A 19933-nucleotide genomic window follows, 5' to 3' on the forward strand; every position below is an offset into this window, starting at 1 on the left:
GACACCTGACGTTCATTCAACGCCGCGCGGAATGTGGGTTTCCGCGAGCACGCTGCACCCGTGAGACGCATCCTGGGAATCGCCCTGGCGGTCCTCCTGATAGGTGGCGTGATCGGCGCCATCGTCATCGGGGGCGACAAGCCCGCAGACACGACAACGAAGATCGTGCGAGGCGTCATCGGATCGGAGAAGGCCGACTTCTTCCGTGATCCCGACGTCGTCAAGGCCCTTCACGACAAGGGCTACACCGTGAAGCCGGAGAGTTCCGGCTCCTGGGCGATGGACAAGCTCCCGCTCAAGGAGTACGACTTCGCCTTCCCCAGCAGCAGTGAACCCGCGCAGGAGATCGAGGCCGCGGCGGGGGTCAAGGGGGCGCAGACCACCAAGCCCTTCTTCTCCCCGCTCGTCGTGATCGCCCGCGCCAACGCGGCCAAGGTGCTCGCCGACAGCGGGCTGGTGCGGATGAACGGGAAGAATTCCGGGACTCTGGTCATGGGGGCCTATCTGAAGGCCGCCGGCGAGGACCGCAAGTGGCAGGAGCTGCCCGGCTCGGCGCCGTACGGCGAGCTGACCGGCACGGTGTTCGTCAAGACCACCGATCCCGCCACCTCCAACTCCGGGGCCCTGTTCATCGCCGCCACCTCCAACGTCGCCAACGGCAACAGCGTGGTGGCCGACGAGGCGGGGATCGGGCGGACCGCTCCTCTGCTGCGCAAGCTGATCTCCGTCCAGGGGGCCCTGGAGCAGAGCACGGACGACCCGTTCCGGGCGTTCATCAGCGGCAGCGGCGAGCCGCTGATCCTGGCCTACGAGTCGCAAGTGGCCTCGCTCCTGATGAAGAAGCAGGCCGCCGGACAGACCGGGGACATGGTCGTGCTCTACCCGGACACGACCGTCAACTCCCCGCACACCTTCGTACCGCTGAACGAGAAGGCCAACGACCTCGGCACCCTGCTCGCCACCGACCCGAAGCTGCGCGAGCTGGCGGTGCGCCACGGGTTCCGCCCGCAGGAGGGCGTCGCCGAGTTCACCGCCGCGACCGCGCCGTTCGCCGGCTACCTCAACCCGGGGCTGACCGGTATCCGGCAGGTCGGCGCACCGACCGTGAAGGTCCTGACGGCGCTCGCGTCCCGCGCCAAGGGCCAGGGGGACACGCCATGACACTGACACCGCCCGAGAACACCCCGCTCGTCCTCACCGCGCCCGAGCCCGTCGCCCCCGTACGGCGGGAGCAGGCTTCCGGCCTGGTGCCGTTGCAGGACGGGGTGCAGGACGAGATGGCCCGCCGGGCCGGGGAGTACGTGGGCCAGCTCGCCGGGATCGACACCCGCTCCCCCGAGTTCGCCACCCGGATCGGGGAGATCGCCGGCCTCGGTTCCGCCGACATGCGCAGCGCCGCCCAGCAGTCGAACCGGATGCTGGAGCGGGCGGTGCGCTCCCTCGGCTCGGACGGGGGCGGGGACGCCCAGGCGCGGGTCGCGGGCTCGCTGGTCGAGCTGCGCCGCACCGTCGAGGACCTGGACCCGCGGGACGCGCCCGCGAAGGGGGCCCGCAGGCTGCTGGCGAAGCTGCCGGGCGGGAACCGCTTCCGGGACCACGTGGCGAAGTACGCCTCCTCGCAGGCCACCCTGAACCGGATCGTGGGCGCGCTGCGCGGCGGTCAGGACGAGCTGCGCCGTGACAACGCGGCGCTGCACACGGAGCGGGCCCGGCTGTGGGAGACGATGGGCAAGCTCCAGGAGTACGCGGTCCTCACCGAGGCGCTGGACGGGGCGGTCGAGCAGCGGATCGCCGAGGCGGAGCACACCGATCCGCAGGCCGCTGACGCGATGCGTGCGGACGTGCTGTTCCCGGTGCGGCAGAAGCACCAGGACCTGCTGACGCAGCTTGCGGTGTGCGCTCAGGGCTACCTGGCGATGGACGTGGTGCGGCGCAACAACGAGGAGCTCATCAAGGGCGTGGACCGGGCGGCGACGACGACCGTGTCGGCGCTGCGGATCGCGGTGATGCTGGCTTCGGCGCTGGACAACCAGCGCAAGGTGATCGAGCAGGTCAACGCGTTGAAGGGGACGACGGAGGAGCTGATCCGGGGGAACGCGGAGATGCTGTCGACGCAGAGCGGGGAGATCCAGCGGATCGCCGCGGACCCGGCGGTCGGTGCGGAGACGCTGCGGACGGCGTTCGCGCAGATCTACAAGACGCTGGACGCGATCGACACCTTCAAGGTGCAGGCCACCGAGAACATGGCGGCGACCGTGGAGTCCCTGACGGGCGAGCTCCGGTCGGCGTCCGAGCACCTGGCGCGGACGCGGACCGCGAGCGCCCTGGAAGGCGGGGACCGGCGATGAGCAGAGCGATGGGGCGGGGACGGCTGGCTGTCGTGGTGGCCGTGGCCGCGAGTCTGCTGGGGGCGGCCGCCTGTACGTCGGAAACACCTTCGGGGTCGTCCGGGGGCTCCGGTACTTCGGGTGGTTCCGGCGGGCAGAAGACGCAGGAGTACAAGGAGGGCCGGCTGCGGGTCCTGGCGTCCAGCGAGCTGGCCGACATGGAGCCGGTGCTGAAGGCCGCGAAGGCGGCGACCGGGGTGTCGGTGGACTTCACCTGGTCGGGGACGCTGGACGCGGCCGAGCAGGTCGCCTCCGGCAAGGCCGACGGGAAGTACGACGCGATCTGGCTGTCCTCCAACGACTACCTGCGGCTGCGCCCCGAGGCGGCGGCGAAGCTGGTGGGCGAGACCCCGGTGATGTCCTCGCCGGTGGCCCTCGGGGTGAAGCCGCAGGCGCTGGCCCGGCTGGGCTGGAAGCCGCAGGAGGTGACCTGGTCGGCGGTCGAGGAGGCCGTCGCCGCCGGGAAGCTGACGTACGGGATGACGGACCCGGTGCGTTCCAACTCCGGTTTCTCCGCGCTGGTGTCGGTGGCCTCGGGCCTGTCGGGGGCGCAGTCGGCGCTGACCGACGCGGACGTACAGAAGGCCCGGCCGCGCCTGAAGGGCTTCTTCAACGGGCAGAAGCTGACGTCCGGTTCCTCGGGCTGGCTGGCGACCGCGTACGCCAGGCGCGACGACGTGGACGCGCTGGTGAACTACGAGTCGGTGCTGAAGTCGATGAACGACCGGGCGAAGAACCCGCTGACGGTGATCCGGCCGAAGGACGGGGTGGTCACCGCCCACTATCCGCTGACGCTGCTGTCCTCGGCCCCGGCCGGGGCGCACGAGTCGGGGCGGCGGCTGACGGACTACCTGCGCGGGGACGCCGCGCAGAAGCTCATCACCGACAAGACGTTCCGGCGGCCGGTGGCGCCCGGGGTGGCGCCGGCGGCGGGGCTGGATGCCGAGAAGCGGCGCGAGCTGCCGTTCCCGGGGTCGCGGTCGGTCGCGGACGGGCTGCTGGCCTCGTACGAGAACGAGCTGCGCCGGCCCTCGCGGACGGTGTACGTGCTGGACACCTCCGGTTCGATGGCGGAGGAGGACCGGATCGGCCGGCTGCGTTCGGCGCTCACCGAGCTGACGGGGACGGGGAGTTCGGGGACGGGGCAGCGGTTCCGGGACCGCGAGGAGGTGACGCTGCTGCCGTTCGGTGACAAGGTGAAGAAGGTGCTGACGCACGTCGTCGAGCCGGGCAATCCCGGGCCGGCCCTGGACGCGATCCGGGGGGACGTGAAGGCGCTGCGCCCGGAGGGGGGTACGGCCGTGTACGGGAGCCTGAAGGCGGCCTACCAGCACCTGGGGCAGGGGAACGCGGACGCGTTCACCTCGATCGTGCTCATGACGGACGGGCAGAGCGGGGACAAGGTGCAGGATTTCGACTCCTTCTACGCCGGGCTTCCGGAGGGGCAGAAGCACACGCCGGTCTTCTCCGTGGTGTTCGGCGACTCGGACCGCAAGGAGCTGTCGCACATCGCCGAGCTGACCGGTGGCCGGCTCTTCGACGCGACCGACGGGAACGGCTCCCTGGACGGGGCCTTCGAGGAGATCCGTGGCTACCAGTAGAGCGCAGGGGCGGGGTGCGGGCGCTGTGGTGCTCGCGTACCTGGAGTCGAGGAAGAACCTGGCGGGCAGTGTGTGCGGGCTCGCCGGGCTGGGGCTGACCCTGGCGGGTGTGGCGGGCGCGTACTGGCCGGTGGTGGTCGCGGGCCTGTACGGGGCGGGCGCGCTGATCGCCCCGCCGGAGCGGGTCGACACCCCGGACTTCCCGGACCCGGCCGAGCAGCTGGGTGTCGTACGGGAGGACCTGGGGCGGCTGCGGGACTACGTCGCGGAGGTGGAGCTGCCGCCGGCCGCCGAAGGCAAGCTGGGCGAACTGCTGGACCTGTACGGGGCGTTGCTGGATCCGGGGTGGGTGGCGGACGTGCTGGCCACCGATCCGGAGGCGGTGCACACGCTGTCGCGGGCGATCCGGCTGGACGTGCCGGAGTGCGTGGACACGTACAACCGTACGCGGTGGTGGACGCGGCTGACGCCGGGCGGGGAGTCCCCGGAGCGGCACCTGGAGCGGCAGTTGTCGCTGCTGCTGGAGGAGGCGGAACGCGTGACGGCGGACCTCCGTGAAACGGAGGCCCGCCGTCAGCAGACGCACACGACCTATTTGGAAGGTCGCAGGGAACCCTAGGTCGGGGAATCCCGCGTCACCCTACGGCCGGGGACAGCCGGCCGCGGGAGTCTTCGGTGGTGCGGGGCGGTTCAGCCCAGGCGCTCGACGAGTGCGTGGTACTGGTCCCACAGCTCCTTGGGGGTGTGGTCGCCGTAGGTGTTGAGGTGCTCGGGGACCAGGGCGGCCTCGTCGCGCCAGATCTCCTTGTCGACGGTGAGCAGGAAGTCGAGGTCCTCGGCCGGCAGGTCGAGGCCGTCGAGGTCGAGGGAGTCCTTGGTCGGCAGGACGCCGATGGGGGTCTCGACGCCTTCGGCGGTGCCGTCGAGGCGGCCGACGATCCACTTCAGGACGCGGCTGTTCTCGCCGAAGCCCGGCCACACGAACTTGCCCGCGTCGTTCTTGCGGAACCAGTTCACGTAGTAGATCTTCGGGAGCTTCGCCTGGTCCTTGTCGGCGGCGACCTTGACCCAGTGGGCCATGTAGTCGCCCATGTTGTAGCCGCAGAACGGCAGCATGGCGAAGGGGTCGCGGCGCAGTTCGCCGACCTTGCCCTCGGCGGCGGCGGTCTTCTCGGAGGCGATGTTCGAGCCGATGAAGACGCCGTGGTTCCAGTCGAAGGACTCGGTGACCAGCGGGACGGCGGAGGCGCGGCGGCCGCCGAAGAGGATCGCGGAGATCGGGACGCCCTTGGGGTCCTCCCACTCGGGGGCGATCGTCGGGCACTGGGAGGCGGGGACGGCGAAGCGGGCGTTGGGGTGGGCCGCCGGGGTGCCGGACTCCGGGGTCCAGGCGTTGCCCTTCCAGTCGATGAGGTGCGCGGGCGCCTCTTCGGTCATGCCCTCCCACCAGACGTCGGAGCCGTCGGGGGTGAGCGCGACGTTGGTGAAGACGGTGTTGGCGTACATGGTCTTCATGGCGTTGGCGTTGGTGTGCTCGCCGGTGCCGGGGGCGACGCCGAAGAAGCCGGCCTCGGGGTTGATCGCGTAGAGGCGGCCGTCCTCGCCGAAGCGCATCCAGGCGATGTCGTCGCCGACGGTCTCGACGCTCCAGCCGGGGATGGTGGGCTCGAGCATGGCGAGGTTGGTCTTGCCGCAGGCGCTCGGGAACGCGGCGGCGATGTACTTCGCGTCGCCCTCGCCCTGCGGCGGGGTGAGCTTGAGGATCAGCATGTGCTCGGCGAGCCAGCCCTCGTCGCGCGCCATGACGGAGGCGATGCGCAGCGCGTAGCACTTCTTGCCGAGGAGGGCGTTGCCGCCGTAGCCGGATCCGTAGGACCAGATCTCGCGGGTCTCGGGGAAGTGCGAGATGTACTTGGTGGTGTTGCAGGGCCACGGGACGTCGGCCTGGCCCTCGGCGAGCGGAGCGCCGAGGGTGTGGACGGCCTTGACGAAGAAGCCGTCGGTGCCGAGCTCGTCGAGGACGGCCTTGCCCATGCGGGTCATGGTGCGCATGGCGACCGCGACGTAGGCGGAGTCGGTGATCTCGACGCCGATCGCGGAGAGCTCGGAGCCGAGGGGGCCCATGCAGAAGGGGACGACGTACATCGTCCGGCCCTTCATGGAGCCGCGGAAGATACCTTCCTGCCCGCTGAAGCCCCCCTCACCAGTGAAAAGGGCCTTCATCTCGGAAGGAGCCTTCCAGTGGTTGGTCGGGCCCGCGTCCTCCTCCTTCTCGGAGCAGATGAAGGTCCGGTCCTCGACGCGCGCGACGTCGGTCGGGTCGGAGGCGGCGTAGTACGAGTTCGGGCGCTTCGTCTCGTCGAGCTTCTTGAAGGTGCCCTTGGCGACGAGCTCTTCGCACAGGCGCTCGTACTCGGCCTCGGAACCGTCGCACCAGACGATGCTGTCCGGCTGGGTGAGGGCAGCGATCTCCTCCACCCAGGTGATCAGCCCCGGGTGGGTCGTCGGGTTGGAAGTGGGAGCCGCGTTGTCGCGCGCCACGATTGCTCCTTGTTGAGGGGTTTGTTTGGTGTATGCCCCGTGGGGGCTGCGACCCGGACGCTTCGCGCTCCGCTCATCCGGTGCCGACCGCACTCATCTGATCATCCGGTGCGTATGCGCATATGTCCAGGGGGCCTCTCACGTGAGCATCGCCACGTCCGTCAATCTTCCGTAAAGAGCACTAACGGAAACCTACGGACCCGTAGGTAGCATGTCGCCATGACTTCTGACGCCGCCGCCGTCGCGGCCGCACCGGCCACTGCGGAGGCGGAGCCCGAGGCCAAGCCGCTGATGCGCGGCTGGCTCCACACCGGAATGTTCCCCGCCGTCGTGATCGCGGGCCTGGTGCTCATGGCCTTCACCGACTCCACGCGCGCGCGGGTCGCCTGCGGGATCTACATCCTCACCGCGTGCCTGCTCTTCGGCGTCAGCGGCGTCTACCACCGCGGTACGTGGGGCCCGCGCGGCGAAGCGATCCTGCGGCGCCTCGACCACGCCAACATCTTCCTGATCATCGCGGGCACCTACACCCCGCTGTCCGTCCTGCTGCTCCCCGACTCCACCGGGCGGACCCTGCTGTGGGCGGTGTGGATCGCGGCCGCCGCCGGCATCGCCTTCCGCGTCTTCTGGGTCGGCGCCCCGCGCTGGCTGTACACCCCGTGCTACATCGCCATGGGCTGGGCGGCGGTCTTCTTCCTGCCCGACTTCCTGCGCGCCGGCGGTATCGCCGTCCTGGTGCTCGTGGTCGTCGGCGGCCTGCTGTACAGCGTGGGAGGGGTCATCTACGGGATGAAGCGACCCAACCCCTCCCCGCGTTTCTTCGGCTTCCACGAGGTGTTCCACTCACTGACGCTGGCCGCCTTCGTGGCCCACTACGTCGGTATCTCGCTGGCCGCCTACCAGCACTGACGGCCTCAGCCGCGCGGCCCTCCGGCCGCGTGGCCGCCGACCTTCACGCGGCCGATCCGGTTGCCGATGAGCTCCGTGAACCACATGTTGCCGTCGGGGCCCGCCGCGATGTGGAAGGGCGTGTTCTCGAGGTTCGGCGTGGGGATGGCGTACTCGGTGATCCTGCCGTGCGTCGTGATCCGGCCGATCTTGTTCTGGTTGGACTCGGTGAACCACAGGGCGCCGTCCGGGCCCTTGGCGATGCCGATCGGGCCGGTGTTGGGGGTCTGCAGCGGGAAGCGCTTGACATGCTTGCCGTCCGGCGAGATCCGCACGATCTCGTTACTGAAGCCGCTTCCGCCGTCGGTGAACCAGAGGTTCCCGTCCGGGCCGGCCACGATGTTGAAGGGCGCGCCGTCCGGGTTCGGCAGCGCGAACTCGGTGACCTGACCGCGCGGGGTGATCCGGCCGAGCTTGTTGCCGAAGGGCATCGTGAACCACAGGTTGCCGTCCGGGCCGGCCGTGATCCGGTACGGGAAGCTGTCGGGGTTCGGGAGCGGGAACTCGGTGATCCGGCCGCGCGGGGTGATCCGGCCGATCTTGTTGCCCCCGTTCTCCGTGAACCACACATTCCCGTCGGGGCCGCGGGTGATGCCGAACGGGTAGGCATCCGCGGTGGACACGGCGAACTCGGTGACCTGACCGCGCGGGGTGATCCTCCCGATCTTGTTGACGCCCGGCTCGGTGAACCACAGGTTCCCGTCGGCGCCCGTGGCGATGTCGTCCGGGAACCGGTTGGGCTCGGGGAGCGGGAACTCGGTGATCCGGCCCTTCGGGGTGATCCGCCCGATCTTGTTGGTGGTCCCCTCGGTGAACCACACGTTGCCGTCCGGCCCGCCGATGATGCCGACCGGGCCGCTGCCCGCGGTGGGGGGCTCGAACTCGGTGATCCGCCCGGTGTCGCCCACCGCCCGCCCGGCGTCGGCCGTTGCCTGCCCGGTGAGGGCGGGCAGGCCGAGGAGGCTGACGGCGAGCAGGACGGCCAGGCGCCGGCCCCGGGTGAGGCGGCGGCTGCGCGGCGGGGGCGGTGCGATCTCGTGCATGGACGCGGGCCTTTCGGGCGGGGGAAGGAGCCGCGACTCAGCGTAGAAGTGCGATCACACAGGGGTACGGGGCGACGGGCGGTCAAACGGGTTCAGTTGGCGCCGTCGCCCCGTACGGTTCAGCGGTGTATCAGCGGGTGTATCAGCAGGTGTAGCCGTCACCGTCCTGGTCGAGGCGGAGCGGGTCGCTGCCGTTGACCTTCATCCGCTTCGGGAACCGGTGCGCGGCCAGCCATTCGCAGCGGTCCTTCGTCGTCGGTTTCACCTCCGCCGGGAAGCGCGTCGGTACGCACACGCTCGCCGTTCCGTAGTGCCGGTCGCAGCCCGCCACGCTGGGCGCGACCGGGGCCGCGTCCCGCTTCGCCGGGTTCGGCTTCGGGGCGGCGAGCTCCTTGGCGAAGGTGTGCTCGTGCGCGGAGGGCTGTTCCTGGGCCGCCGCGAGCGAGGGGGCCCCGCCCAGGTGGACCCAGGTGGCGACCGAGGGGATGCCGTTCGCGTCGACACCGAAGAGCATGTACCAGCCGGGCGGCGCCAGGTTGGGATTGCTGGTGACGTTGAGGTCGATGGTCGTGTTGTTGACCACCGTCATCGGGAGGTCCACGAACCGCTGGTTGGGGTCGGAGGAGTGGGTGACGGCGGCCGGGCGGATCAGCTCCGCCTTGGCGATGGGCCGGTTGACGGTGATGCGCTGGGTGTCGCCGTAGACCCACTCGGTGTCGATGACCGAGGTGAGCTGCGGGCGGGGGCCCTTGAAGAGGTAGGGCGGGGTGTAGATGGACACGGCGTGGTTGTAGGTGCCGTTGCCCGGGTTGTCCCCGACCGACATGACCCGGCCGTCGGGCAGCAGGAACGCGCCCGAGTGGTAGGTGCGCGGGATCGGGTCGGCGGCCAGGCCCGCCTGGTAGGTGTTGCTCGCCGGGTCGAAGAACGAGGCCTCGAAGACCGGGTCGGCCCGGTCGTGGAGGCCGCCGCCGGTCTCCAGCACCTTGCCGTCGGGCAGCAGCACCGCCGAGACGTACATCTTGCCCTCGGCGCCGGTCTGCGGGCGCTTGCCCGCACCGGTGTCGACGAGGCCCTGCGGGAGGTCGGGTCCGGCCGTGTAGGCGGGGCTCGGCTGCTTCAGGTCGATGATGTCGGTGAGCCGGTTCGCGGCCGGGTTGGTCTCGTTGTTGCCGCCGCCGACGGTCAGGACGCGCTGGTCCTGCGCCGGGGGCAGCAGCACGCTCGCCGACTCGTCGCGCTCGTCCTTCTTGCGCAGTCCGGGCACGTCGGTGATCGTGTTGGCGGCGTAGTCGTAGACCGAGGCGCCCGAGCCGGCCGTGCCGTTGCCGAAGGTGTGGCTGCCGGAGTAGAAGAGCCGGCCGTCCTGCATGAGGATCATCGAGGGGTACAGGCCCCAGTACGACCAGGTCTGGTTGACCTCGTTCATCGGCAGCCACTTGCCCTGCGCCGCCGAGAACTTCTCCGCGGTGACGTTGCCCGTGGAGTCCTCCTTGAGGCCGCCGAAGGAGATCACGTCACCGTTGCCGAGGATCGTCGCCGACGGGTACCAGTGCCCGCCGTTCATGTCGTTGGTCTTCGTGTACTTCTCGGTGGCCGGGTCGAAGATGTACGAGTCCTTCAGGCCCTGGTAGCCGATCTTGCCGTCGGCGGAGGGGTAGCCCTTGTTGCCGCTCATCACCAGCACCCGGCCGTCGGCCAGCTGCACGTGCCCGGAGCAGAACATGTCCACGGGCGTCGGGATCGTCTTGACGGAGCCGGCCACCGGGTCGTAGACGGCGGAGGTGAACGTCCCGGCGTTGAACTGGGAGATGTCGTTGCCGGAGCCAGCGATCAGCAGCACCTTGCTGTTCTTGAGGACGACGGCGTGCATGGACCGCACCGGGTTCTGGGCGGCCATCACCTCCCACTTGCCCTTGGCGCACTGCTCGGCGGTACCGGTGCAGGTGGCCTGCGGCGGGGCGGCCCCCACCTCCTCCAGGGCGTAGTCGTCACTGGTGAGGCTGCCCACGCCGTAGACGGAGAGCCCCCACGCGATCTTGTCGGTGTTCGGCGGGACGGCCGGGGTACGCACCTCCGTACGCGCCCACGCGGCGCTGACCGGCGGGTTCTGCAGGTCGGTCCAGTACTGCCAGCCGGCGGTGGTGTCGTGGCGGAACACGGTGACCGACACGTCCGGGGTGTTCGACTTGTACCAGGCGGACAGGTCGTACTGCTTGCCCGGCACGACGGTCGGGGCGCAGGTGGTGTTCTCGGTGACCAGGGCCTTGCGGTCGCCGTCCACGCGGCGCGTGAGGGAGACCTTCATGGCCTTGGTGCCGGTGTGCGCGTCGGGAACGGTGGCGAAGGTGAAGTCGTTGTCGCCCCAGCCGGACTTGGACCAGCAGGAGGGCATGTCGGCGCCGGGAGCCCCGGCGGTCTCGAACCCGGGGTTGGTGAGCAGGTTGGGCGGTCCGGCCGTGGCCTGCTGCGGTGCGCTGAGCAGCAGGCCGGCGGTCATCGCCCCGACGGCTGCCAGGGCGGCCCGGCGCCCTGCCCTCCGTCGGATCTTCCTTCGCATACGGGGTGTCCTTTCGGTGCGGCTCAACTCCTGGTGACGGTCGCCGCACGTGGCCCGCGCGGCAGGTAGACGAGGGCTTCGGTGGCGGCGAAGCGCAGGACGAAGGTGGTGACCAGCGCGAGCGCCGTCGCGGGCAGGACGTCCATGCCGAATCTGCCGACGAACAGCGCGATGAGCGGGATGCGCAGGAGCAGGTCGGCGTTGGCGAGGAGCGCGAAGCGGCCGATGCGGTCCGCCCAGTGGCGGTGGCGGCGGCGGTCGCGGAAGAGGAGGGTCTCGATGAGGAGGAAGTTCCACAGGACCCCGGCCTGGTTGGCGATGACCTCGGCGGCGAGGTACTGCGTCCCGGCGTGGGTGAGCAGCCAGAGCGCGGCCAGGTTGGGGACGAAGCCGGAGAGCCCGATCAGGCCGAAGCCGATCATGCGGGCGAGGGGGGTCGCGGAGCGCAGGGCGGCCAGGTGCGCGAGGAAGCGCAGGCCCTCGCGGGCGGTGGACTTGGACTCGCCGGCGAAGCGGTCCTGGAAGACGAAGGGGACCTCGGCGGTCTTCGCGGGGCGGCAGCGGACGGCCAGCTCCAGCAGGATCTTGTAGCCGAGGGGTTTGAGGGCGTCGGCGGTGACGGCGGAGCGGCGCATCGCGAAGAAGCCGCTCATGGGGTCGCTGATGCCGCGCAGGGCGCGCGGGAAGAGCCCCTTGGCCAGCCAGGTCGCGCCCCGGGAGACGGCGACGCGGTAGCCGCCGGCGAGGCCGGCCCGGCTGCCGCCCGCGATGTAGCGGGAGGCGACGACGAGGTCGGCCCCGGTGCGTTCGCCCTCGCCGACGAGTTCGGGGACCAGGTGCGGGGGGTGCTGGAGGTCGGCGTCCATGACGACGATCCAGTCGGAGCCGGCCCGCGCGATGCCCTCGACGACGGCCCCGCCGAGGCCGCCGGTGGCCTCGGCGCGGTGCAGGACGGCCACCGGGAAGGGGCAGTCGGGGCCGGCCTTCTCGATCAGGGCCGGGGTGTCGTCGGTGGAGTCGTCGACGAAGAGCACCTCGCAGGGGAGGTGGGCGGGGAGGGCGGCGGAGAGGCGGCTCAGCAACTCCCCCACGTTGGCCGCCTCGTTGAAGGTCGGGATGATCAGGGTGACGCTGCCGGACGCGGCCTCTGCCGGAGCAGCGGCTTCCGGATCATCCAGGGCGTGCGGGGGCCACAGGTCCTCGCTCATGGTGGTTCAGCTCCCACTCTCGCGGTCGGTGCGGCGGATCTCGATCCGGTCGTCGCCCGTACCGAAGACGGCCACCACCGTCGAATGCTCCAGTGCAGCCTTCACGTTGGGCAGGTCCGCCGCATCACGACGCACGGTGGGAGAGGAGACGACGTAGTCGATGTCCCGCCAGCCGCGCGGCAGGGTCTTGGTGACGGCCGGGTCGAGGTCCGCCTTGTAGAACCAGATGGCGCCCATCCCGGGTGCAAAACCGCGGTGAACAGCGTCGAGCCAGAGCGCGTCGTCGACGAGGACGCGGGTGTTCGCCGGGTCGGCGACCTCGCTGCCGAGCCAGTCGGCGGCCTGCCGGTAGGGGGCGTTGGCATCGACGGTGAGGGCGGTGCGGTTGCCCTCGTACCAGCGCGGCAGGACGTACGCGGCGGCCGACACGGCGAGTACGCCGACCAGCGCCCAGCGCGCGTACACCAGCGCCCGGCGCTCCCCCGCCGCGCGGCGGCGGCGCAGGACGGCGTGCGTGACGCTGGCCGCGGCGGCGGCGAGGACCAGGGCCAGGAAGGGCAGGGCCTGGATCACGTACATGGCGGGGAGGTACCCGGAGGGCCGCATCGCGACGAGCGCCAGGATCACGGCGGCGAGGGCCGGTCCGGCGAGCGCGCGGGCGGTCACCGACCAGCGGACGGTGGCCAGCAGCAGCACGGCGCCGGCCAGGCCGCCCAGCGGCAGGACGGTGTCGTAGTACAGCCACGACTGGAAGACGCCGTGCGAGCCGGAGCCGGGGTCGAGGATGAAGCCGGAGCCGGGGCGGCCCATCTGGTAGGTGATGCCGTCGATCAGGGAGACGTGCCCGGCGCCGGGCAGCAGCTCGCCGTTGAGCAGGGCGAACAGCGGGTAGGCGAGCCCTATCAGGGCGCAGGCGGTAATGGCTCCGGTGACGGCGAACTTGCGGGTGTCGCGGTGGCTGTGGCGCCACATCGTCACCAGCAGCGCCGGGAGCACCACCAGCATCGTCTCCTTGGTCAGGACGGCGGTGGCGGCCGCCAGTCCCGAACCGAAGTGGTGCCACAGGTGGCGGGAGGGGGACGCGGCGAGGCAGAACGCCAGCAGCATCCACATCACGGCGAGGTTGTCGAGGAAGATCTCCCGCTGGAGGACGACGGAGAGCGGGGAGAGCCCGAAGAGGCCCATCGCGAGTCCGGCCGCCCAGCGCGGCAGCCAGAGCCGGCGCGCGAGGACGTAGATCAGTACGGAGCTGGCGGCGGACACGGCGAGCATCGAGAACCGCATCGGCGCGACCGTCATCCAGTCGGGCACCAGCAGGGACGGCAGGTACGTCAGGGCCGCGACCTGGATCCAGCCGAGCGGCGGATGGTCGTACCAGTAGGTGTAGTGGGCGAGGCCGTCGCCCTGCTGGACGGCCCAGGCCTGGGCGAGGTAGGTGCCCTCGTCGTCGCTCAGGGTCGGGAAGTTGGTGATGTTCCAGCCCTGGACGAGGACGATGACCAGGAGCAGGACCCCGCACAGCAGCAGGTCGGGGCGCGAGGAGCGGAAGCGCACGAGCGGGCGGGCCGGGGCGGGCGGGCGCACGCCGAGGCCGCCGGGGGCGCCGTGGCCGCCGGGGCCGGCGGAGCCGTCGCCGGGCAGGGGCCGGACGGGCAGGAGCTGCGCGCCGGCGGGCGGGGCGGCGGTCGCGGTGTCGGTTGCGGTGGAGGCGGCGGTCGCGGTGTCGGTCGCGGTGGCGGTCGCGCCCGGCTGGGGATCAGTGGCCGTGGGCAGGGTGGCGGTCACTGGTGGCTGTCCTCTCGGATCGCGGTGGACGTGCTGGAGGAGGTCGTCGCCCCGGTGAGGTGGGCGCCGGTGTGGCTGGTCAGTTCCCACTCGTTGCGGCCGCGCTGCTCGCGCCAGACCGCGCGGATCGCGGCGCCGGCCAGCATGACCTGGTAGAACGGGCCGCCGACGACGAGCTTGAGGTAGTGCACGAAGCGCACGCGCAGCCCGTACTGGCGGCCGAAGTCGTGCAGCCCGACGATCTCGAAGACGAAGGTCACCATCGCCGTGATCATGGGCAGGAAGGTGATGATCGCGATGCCGACCGGGACGTCGAGGAAGACGGCCACGGCGAAGTTGACCGGGATGATCACCCCGGAGGCGGCCTGCATGAAGGGCGTCATCAGCGTGTAGCGGGCCAGCCAGCGCTGGCCCCGGCCGGGCAGCTGACGCCAGTCCTTCTTCCGGTAGACCTGGAGGAAGCCCTGGTTCCAGCGGGTGCGCTGCTTGAGCAGGCTCATCAGCGAGCCCGGGGTCTCCTCGCGGGTCACCATGTCGGAGTCGTAGGCGACGACCACCTTCTTGCCGACCGAGGAGAGCCGTACGCCCAGGTCGCAGTCCTCGGCGAGGCAGTTCGCGTCCCAGCCGCCGGCCTCGCGCAGCACCTCGGTGCGGACGAAGACGGTGTTGCCGCCGAGCGGTATGAACCCCTTCTCGGCGTGCAGGTGGAGGCGGGAGCGGAACCAGAAGAAGTACTCCAGGCAGTTGCGCAGGCTGTACCAGCTGGAGTGGAAGTTGATGAGCTGCACCCCGCCCTGGACCACGTCCGCCTCGGTCGCGCGGAAGGCGTGGTCGACGTGGGAGAGCAGCTCGGGGTGGACCTGGTCCTCGGCGTCGAAGACCCCGACTATGTCGCCCCGGCAGTGCGGGAGGGCGGTGTTGAGGGCCTTCGGCTTGTTCTTCGTCTCGTGGTGGTCGACGACCACGCGGACGCGGTCCGGGGCCCCGGCGGCGGCCCGTTCGGCGACGGCGGCGGTCTCGGGGTCGTCGTGGCCGACGATCACGATGATCTCGTAGTCGCGGTGGCTCGATTCGAGCAGCCGGTCGATGGTGTGCTGGAGCACCGCCTGCTCGTGCCGGGCGGGGAGCAGGAGCGAGAACGCCAGCCTGCCGCCGCCGTCGGGGCGGTCGAAGCGGGTCGAGGCGAGCGTCTCGGGTGTGCGCCACGCGTGCATCTGCCACCACAAGGTGAAGGCGGCCACCGCGAAGAGCGCAAGCGAAATGGCAGAAATGAACACGGATGTGAACAAACCGTCCCCCACAGACATGCCGCAACCCCAGGCGGCGATCGGAAAACCCCCCGGAGGCGAGGACGGGCCCCCCGGCCCGCCGCCTCCGCTTCCCCCTTGCACGCACCCCCCAGTGCGCCGACTCGGCTGCTCCTGCTCCCGAAGCAGCCCCTACTCCCGAAGCCGCTCCTACTTCCGAAGACTTGAGCCTAGGCAGGGAACATGAAGATGAGGCGCCACCCGGATAAAAACCACGTTTCCGAGTTGATGTACGACAACCGGAATTGACGGTACTCCGGTACTTTCAGGGACGAAGCGCCCCCAACTGATCGGCGAGCTCGACCAGTTCTGTCGTAGGCCGCGCGCAGACGAAATGGCGGCAGACATACGCCGTCGGAAGGTCGCGAACGAGTGTGCGCTCGGCCAGGAGGGGGAACTCCCCGCCGCTGCCGTCCGCCAAACGCGGCAGTCCCACCGCCACGACCGCCCCGGGAGCCGTCCCCAGCAACGCCGTCCGGTGCAGCGCCGCCCGCGCCGGATCGTCCGGGTGCCCCACGACGGCCACCTCGCGCGGCCCGTCCACGAGGGCCTCCGCGACCGACAGCCCGTGCCCGATGAAGCGCGGGGCGCGCGGCCCGAGCGCGTGCACCACCCCGAGCGCCCGCTCGGCGGCGGTGCGGTGCGGCTCCGAGCCGGTGTGCGCGGCGTACGACAGCAGCGCCCCGGCGGCGGCCGTCCAGCCCGAGGGCGCCGCCGTGTCGGTGGGGTCCTGGGGGCGCCTGATGAGCTGCTCGGCGTCGTGCGCGGTGTCGTAGAGGGAGCCGTCCTCGGCGGTGAAGCGGGCCATGACCAGGTCGACGAGGAAGCCGGCGAACTCCAGCCAGACCCCCTCACCGGTGACGGAGGCCAGCGTCAGGAAGCCCTCGGCGACGTCGCCGTAGTCCTCCAGCACCCCGGCGTTGGGGCCGACACGGCCGTCGCGGCTGGTGCGGGCGAGGCGGGCCGATCCGTCCATGTGGACCCGTACGAGGAGGTCCGCCGCCTCCGTGGCCCGCTCGACCAGGTCGGGCCGCTCGAAGTAGGCCCCGCACTCGGCGAGCGCCGCGATGGCCAGACCGTTCCAGGCGGCCACGACCTTGTCGTCCCGGCCGGGCGCGGGGCGCTCGGCGCGGGCGGCCAGCAGCCGCTCCTTGATCCCGGCGAGCTGCCCGGCGTCGAGGGCGGGACCGTCCTGGGGCAGCTGGAGCACGGACTTGCCGTGCTCGAAGGTCCCCTCCTCGGTCACCCCGAAGTACGCCTGCGCCAGCTCCCCGTCCCGCTCCCCCAGCACCTCGGCGAGCTGCGCGGGCGTCCAGGCGTAGTACGCCCCCTCGACGTGCCTGCCGCTGAGCGGCTCCTCACTGTCGGCGTCCAGGGCGGACGCGAAGCCGCCCTGCTCGGTGCGCAGTTCCCGCACCATGAAGTCGGCGGTCTCCAGCGCCACGCGCCGGGCCAGATCGGAGCCGGTGGCCCGCCACAGGTGCGCGTAGACCCGGCAGAGCAGGGCGTTGTCGTAGAGCATCTTCTCGAAGTGCGGCACGACCCACTCCCGGTCCACGGAGTACCGCGCGAACCCGCCGCCGAGCTGGTCGTAGATCCCGCCCCGGGCCATGGCCTCGCACGTATCGGCGGCCATTTGCAATGCGCCCTCGGAGCCGGTCCGGGCATGGTGGCGCAGCAGGAACTCCAGCACCATGGACGGCGGGAACTTCGGCGCCCCGCCGAAGCCGCCGCGCGTGGCGTCGTACTCCCGCGTCAGCCCGAGCAGCGCCCCGGCCAGCTCCTCGGAGCCGGGCACGCCGGCCTTCCCGTAGTCCAACTGCCGCCCGGCCAGGTCCCGTACGATCCGCTGGGCGACCTCGGCGACCTCCTCGGGCCGCCCGACCCAGGCGGTCCGCACGCCTTCGAGCACCTGCATGAAGGAGGGCATCCCGTGCCGGGGCTCGGGCGGGAAGTAGGTCCCGAAGTAGAAGGGCTCGGCATCCCCGGTCAGGAACACGGTCATGGGCCACCCGCCCTGCCCGGTGGCGGCCTGCACGGCTTCCATGTAGACGGCGTCGATGTCGGGCCGCTCTTCGCGGTCGACCTTGATGTTGACGAAGTGTTCGTTCATGTAGGCGGCGGTCAGCTCGTCCTCGAAGGACTCGATCGCGAGTACATGACACCAATGACAACTGCTGTAACCTACACTCAATAGGATCGGCACACCCCGCTCACGCGCTTCCGCGAACGCCTCCGGGGACCAGGGCCACCAGTCGACCGGGTTGTCGGCATGCTGGAGCAGATACGGTGAGGTCTCGTTCGCGAGGCGGTTCGGCATGAGGTTCATCCTGCCGCACCGCCCGGCGTGCACCTCGTTACCCGGCCGTCAGGCCGCCGGTTCGGCGGCCTTGAGGCGATCGGCCCATTTCCACACCGGAACCACGCGGGAGTGGTCCCAGCCGCTGAAGCCCTTCTTCCCCGGTTTGATCACGAGGTGGGTGAAGACCGAAGCGATCACCTTCCGCTTCTCCTCGAACCCCATCCCACCCGACTGCCACCGCAGCCTCATCGGCTCCGGCAGCCGGAACCGGCCGTGCCTGCCCCCGGGGAAGAGCAGCCTCTCGATGGCCTCCTCCACGAGAGGACCGCTGATGGCGCATCGCCCACAGCCGCGGCCCGAGACGCAGATGTAGTTGTAAGGGCTCTTGCGGCTGCGGGCACTCTTACTGCCCCCCATGAACTGATCGCAACCGGCGCCGCCCGCGAGCCGCGCCCCACAGCGCAGGAATCCGCTGGCGAGATACTTCGGTCCGGTCTTTCGGTCCGTCAGTCGCGGGCCGAGAGGGCCCCGGTGCATGAAGAGGCTCCCGGCCGAGAACGTCGCACAGACAGCCGTCCACTGCTCAGGGGGGACGATGGCCTGCCATACCCCGACAAGGGGCCTCTCCGTCCTCGGGTCGATCAGCAGCTCGCCCCGGTTGGCGCGGAAGCCGCACACCCGCGGAGCGGTGATGATCTGCGTGACCGTCTGCGGATTGGGGCGCCCCCCGCGCGTACCCGTGACGCCCAGGGCGGCCCACTCTCGCGCGACCTGACCCATGGAACCACCGGCGAGACGCGCCTCGATCGCCTTGCGTACGAGCTCCGACTCCATCGGATGCAGCGTCTGCCGGTCCTCCAGCCACCCGAAAGGCCTCGGCCCACTGTGCGGCAGCCCGTCCATGGCCCGCGACCAGTGCCAGTCCTGGACCCGCCGGCTACGCATCTCCCCTTCGGCGACGGCCCCCTGGAGGGATTCGGCACCTTGCAGGAGGCCGGCCTTGCTGTACGGATCACGCAGGCCGTCCCGGCCGACGTACACGCGGCCGGGCTCCGAAGTCAGTGCCGCCATGAACCGGATGAAGTCCTCCGGCCTGCGGTAGAGCCGGTCGTCCGCGACGGCGACGACTCCACGCAGTGGGCCGGCGGCGAAGGCGTGTCCTCGGTGGAGGTCAGCGAGCAGGTGGTCGAAGCCGGGGCGTTCACGGTCGTCCCTCGTGGCGTTGCGGGCGTTGTCCGTGTAGGTGGCGACGACGACGCAGCCGTGCTCACGGGCGGTGCGTTCGTTGATGCGGTGCTGATGCCGCACCCCGCGTGCGTCCTGCTGCCGCGAGTCCTGCGAGGTGCGTGCGTACGAGGCGACCGGTATGAGGCCGTCCTCGGCGATGCGTGACATGCCGCTTTCCCCTTCGAGAGTTCGTCCGATGCTCGCTTCAACAGACGAACCAGCAGTCGGGTTACGCCCGGGCTGACGGGACGCGGGGGGATCAGCGGAGGAGCGGGGTCAGGGCTTCGGGCCAGGGGGTTGGGGGGCAGGGGGTGGTGGTGTGGGCGGCGCAGCGGTGGGAGTGGGCGCGGGCTGCGGGTGGGGCGTGTTCGTCCGTGGGGTCGGGGGGTTCCTCGGCGGCGGTGAGGTCGTAGGCGTGGGCGGCGGTGAGGAGGGCGGCGCGGCCGTCGGGGCCGGTGCGCAGGAGCATGTGCTGGGCGAAGCCGTCGGCGGCGTCCTCCTCGGCGCGGGGTGAGGCGAGGGGGAGGTCCAGGGCGTCGGCGAGGGCGTGGCCGGCCTCGTGGTGGAGGGTCTCGCGGACGAGGGCGGCGAGCTGGTCGTCGGTGAGGGGCTCGGCGGCGCGGGTGAACAGCTCGCGCTGTTCGGTGAGTTCGTCGTAGCAGAGCTCGATGCGGTGGGTGTCCGGGTCGTAGCCGCTGCCGTCGCCGGCGCAGGAGCGGGCGGTGATCGTGACCCGGTGCGGGAGGCGGAGGTAGGCGTTGAGGTCGGCTGCGGCGGATTCGGGGAGGGAACGGTCCTTCAGGAAGCGGGAGTTGGCGGTGTCGGCGGGCGAAGGGGGTTCGTAGGCGACCGCGAAGCCCGGTGCGGGCGGCTGGTGTTGGCAGGCGGTGGTCGCCGCGAGCGACAGGGTCAGCGCGCAGAGTCCGCGGATCCACCGGCTGCTGTTCACCGGGCCACCCTATGTGACCGCTTCTGCGGCAACTCCCTCTGAACTAGCTCAGATTCCCTCGCGCGGGCGTCTGTC

14 protein-coding genes are annotated in these 19933 nt (G+C 70.9%); 5 read left to right on the forward strand and 9 right to left on the reverse strand.

The features are described from left to right. Window positions 1-60 precede the first annotated feature (60 nt). The 4 genes from OOK31_RS12655 to OOK31_RS12670 are packed head-to-tail and all read left to right on the forward strand — an operon-like array spanning window position 61 to window position 4607. Window positions 61-1161 carry a substrate-binding domain-containing protein gene (locus OOK31_RS12655; RefSeq protein WP_267012541.1) on the forward strand — a complete coding sequence of 367 codons (1101 nt, stop codon included), beginning with the start codon at window positions 61-63 and terminating at the stop codon, window positions 1159-1161. Further along, the gene (locus OOK31_RS12660; RefSeq protein ID WP_267012542.1) at window positions 1158-2348 is read left to right on the forward strand and encodes a toxic anion resistance protein; all 1191 of its coding nucleotides are present in this window, start codon (window positions 1158-1160) and stop codon (window positions 2346-2348) included. The genes OOK31_RS12655 and OOK31_RS12660 overlap by 4 nt, the downstream gene beginning before the upstream one ends. Beyond that, a complete protein-coding gene (locus OOK31_RS12665; RefSeq protein ID WP_267012543.1) occupies window positions 2345-3988 on the forward strand; it encodes a VWA domain-containing protein in 1644 nt (547 codons plus the stop codon). The genes OOK31_RS12660 and OOK31_RS12665 overlap by 4 nt, the downstream gene beginning before the upstream one ends. Then, entirely contained in the window at window positions 3975-4607 is a 633-nt protein-coding gene (locus OOK31_RS12670; protein ID WP_267012544.1) for a hypothetical protein, read from the forward strand. The genes OOK31_RS12665 and OOK31_RS12670 overlap by 14 nt, the downstream gene beginning before the upstream one ends. Before the next feature lie 71 nt (window positions 4608-4678). Here OOK31_RS12670 and OOK31_RS12675 read toward each other — a convergent pair whose 3' ends face one another. Further along, a complete protein-coding gene (locus OOK31_RS12675) occupies window positions 4679-6529 on the reverse strand; it encodes a phosphoenolpyruvate carboxykinase (GTP) (protein WP_267012545.1) in 1851 nt (616 codons plus the stop codon). Window positions 6530-6748: 219 nt separating this feature from the next. Here OOK31_RS12675 and OOK31_RS12680 point away from each other — a divergent pair, with 219 nt between their 5' ends. Then, a complete protein-coding gene (locus OOK31_RS12680) occupies window positions 6749-7438 on the forward strand; it encodes a hemolysin III family protein (RefSeq protein ID WP_267012546.1) in 690 nt (229 codons plus the stop codon). A 5-nt stretch (window positions 7439-7443) separates the two neighbouring features. Here OOK31_RS12680 and OOK31_RS12685 read toward each other — a convergent pair whose 3' ends face one another. The 8 genes from OOK31_RS12685 to OOK31_RS12720 form a co-directional block, all read right to left on the reverse strand. After that, the gene (locus tag OOK31_RS12685) at window positions 7444-8520 is read right to left on the reverse strand and encodes a hypothetical protein (protein ID WP_267012547.1); all 1077 of its coding nucleotides are present in this window, start codon (window positions 8518-8520) and stop codon (window positions 7444-7446) included. 142 nt (window positions 8521-8662) lie between these two features. Further along, the gene (locus OOK31_RS12690) at window positions 8663-11080 is read right to left on the reverse strand and encodes a galactose oxidase-like domain-containing protein (protein WP_267012548.1); all 2418 of its coding nucleotides are present in this window, start codon (window positions 11078-11080) and stop codon (window positions 8663-8665) included. Between the two features lie 23 nt (window positions 11081-11103). Beyond that, window positions 11104-12288 carry a glycosyltransferase family 2 protein gene (locus OOK31_RS12695; RefSeq protein WP_267012549.1) on the reverse strand — a complete coding sequence of 395 codons (1185 nt, stop codon included), beginning with the start codon at window positions 12286-12288 and terminating at the stop codon, window positions 11104-11106. A 6-nt stretch (window positions 12289-12294) separates the two neighbouring features. Next, window positions 12295-13872, reverse strand: a complete 1578-nt coding sequence (locus OOK31_RS12700; protein WP_267012867.1) for a glycosyltransferase family 39 protein — start codon at window positions 13870-13872, stop codon at window positions 12295-12297. 197 nt (window positions 13873-14069) lie between these two features. Continuing rightward, window positions 14070-15380 (reverse strand): glycosyltransferase, encoded by a 1311-nt coding sequence (locus OOK31_RS12705; protein WP_267012550.1) that lies wholly within the window; start codon window positions 15378-15380, stop codon window positions 14070-14072. Between the two features lie 265 nt (window positions 15381-15645). Next, window positions 15646-17700 (reverse strand): thioredoxin domain-containing protein, encoded by a 2055-nt coding sequence (locus OOK31_RS12710; protein WP_267012551.1) that lies wholly within the window; start codon window positions 17698-17700, stop codon window positions 15646-15648. 48 nt (window positions 17701-17748) lie between these two features. Then, complete coding sequence (locus OOK31_RS12715) at window positions 17749-19077, reverse strand: recombinase family protein (RefSeq protein WP_267012552.1); 1329 nt, start codon at window positions 19075-19077, stop codon at window positions 17749-17751. A 91-nt stretch (window positions 19078-19168) separates the two neighbouring features. Beyond that, a complete protein-coding gene (locus OOK31_RS12720; protein WP_267012553.1) occupies window positions 19169-19858 on the reverse strand; it encodes a DUF4344 domain-containing metallopeptidase in 690 nt (229 codons plus the stop codon). Window positions 19859-19933 lie beyond the last annotated feature (75 nt).

This window comes from Streptomyces sp. NBC_00249 (assembly GCF_026342355.1).
Taxonomy (GTDB): Bacteria; Actinomycetota; Actinomycetes; order Streptomycetales; family Streptomycetaceae; genus Streptomyces.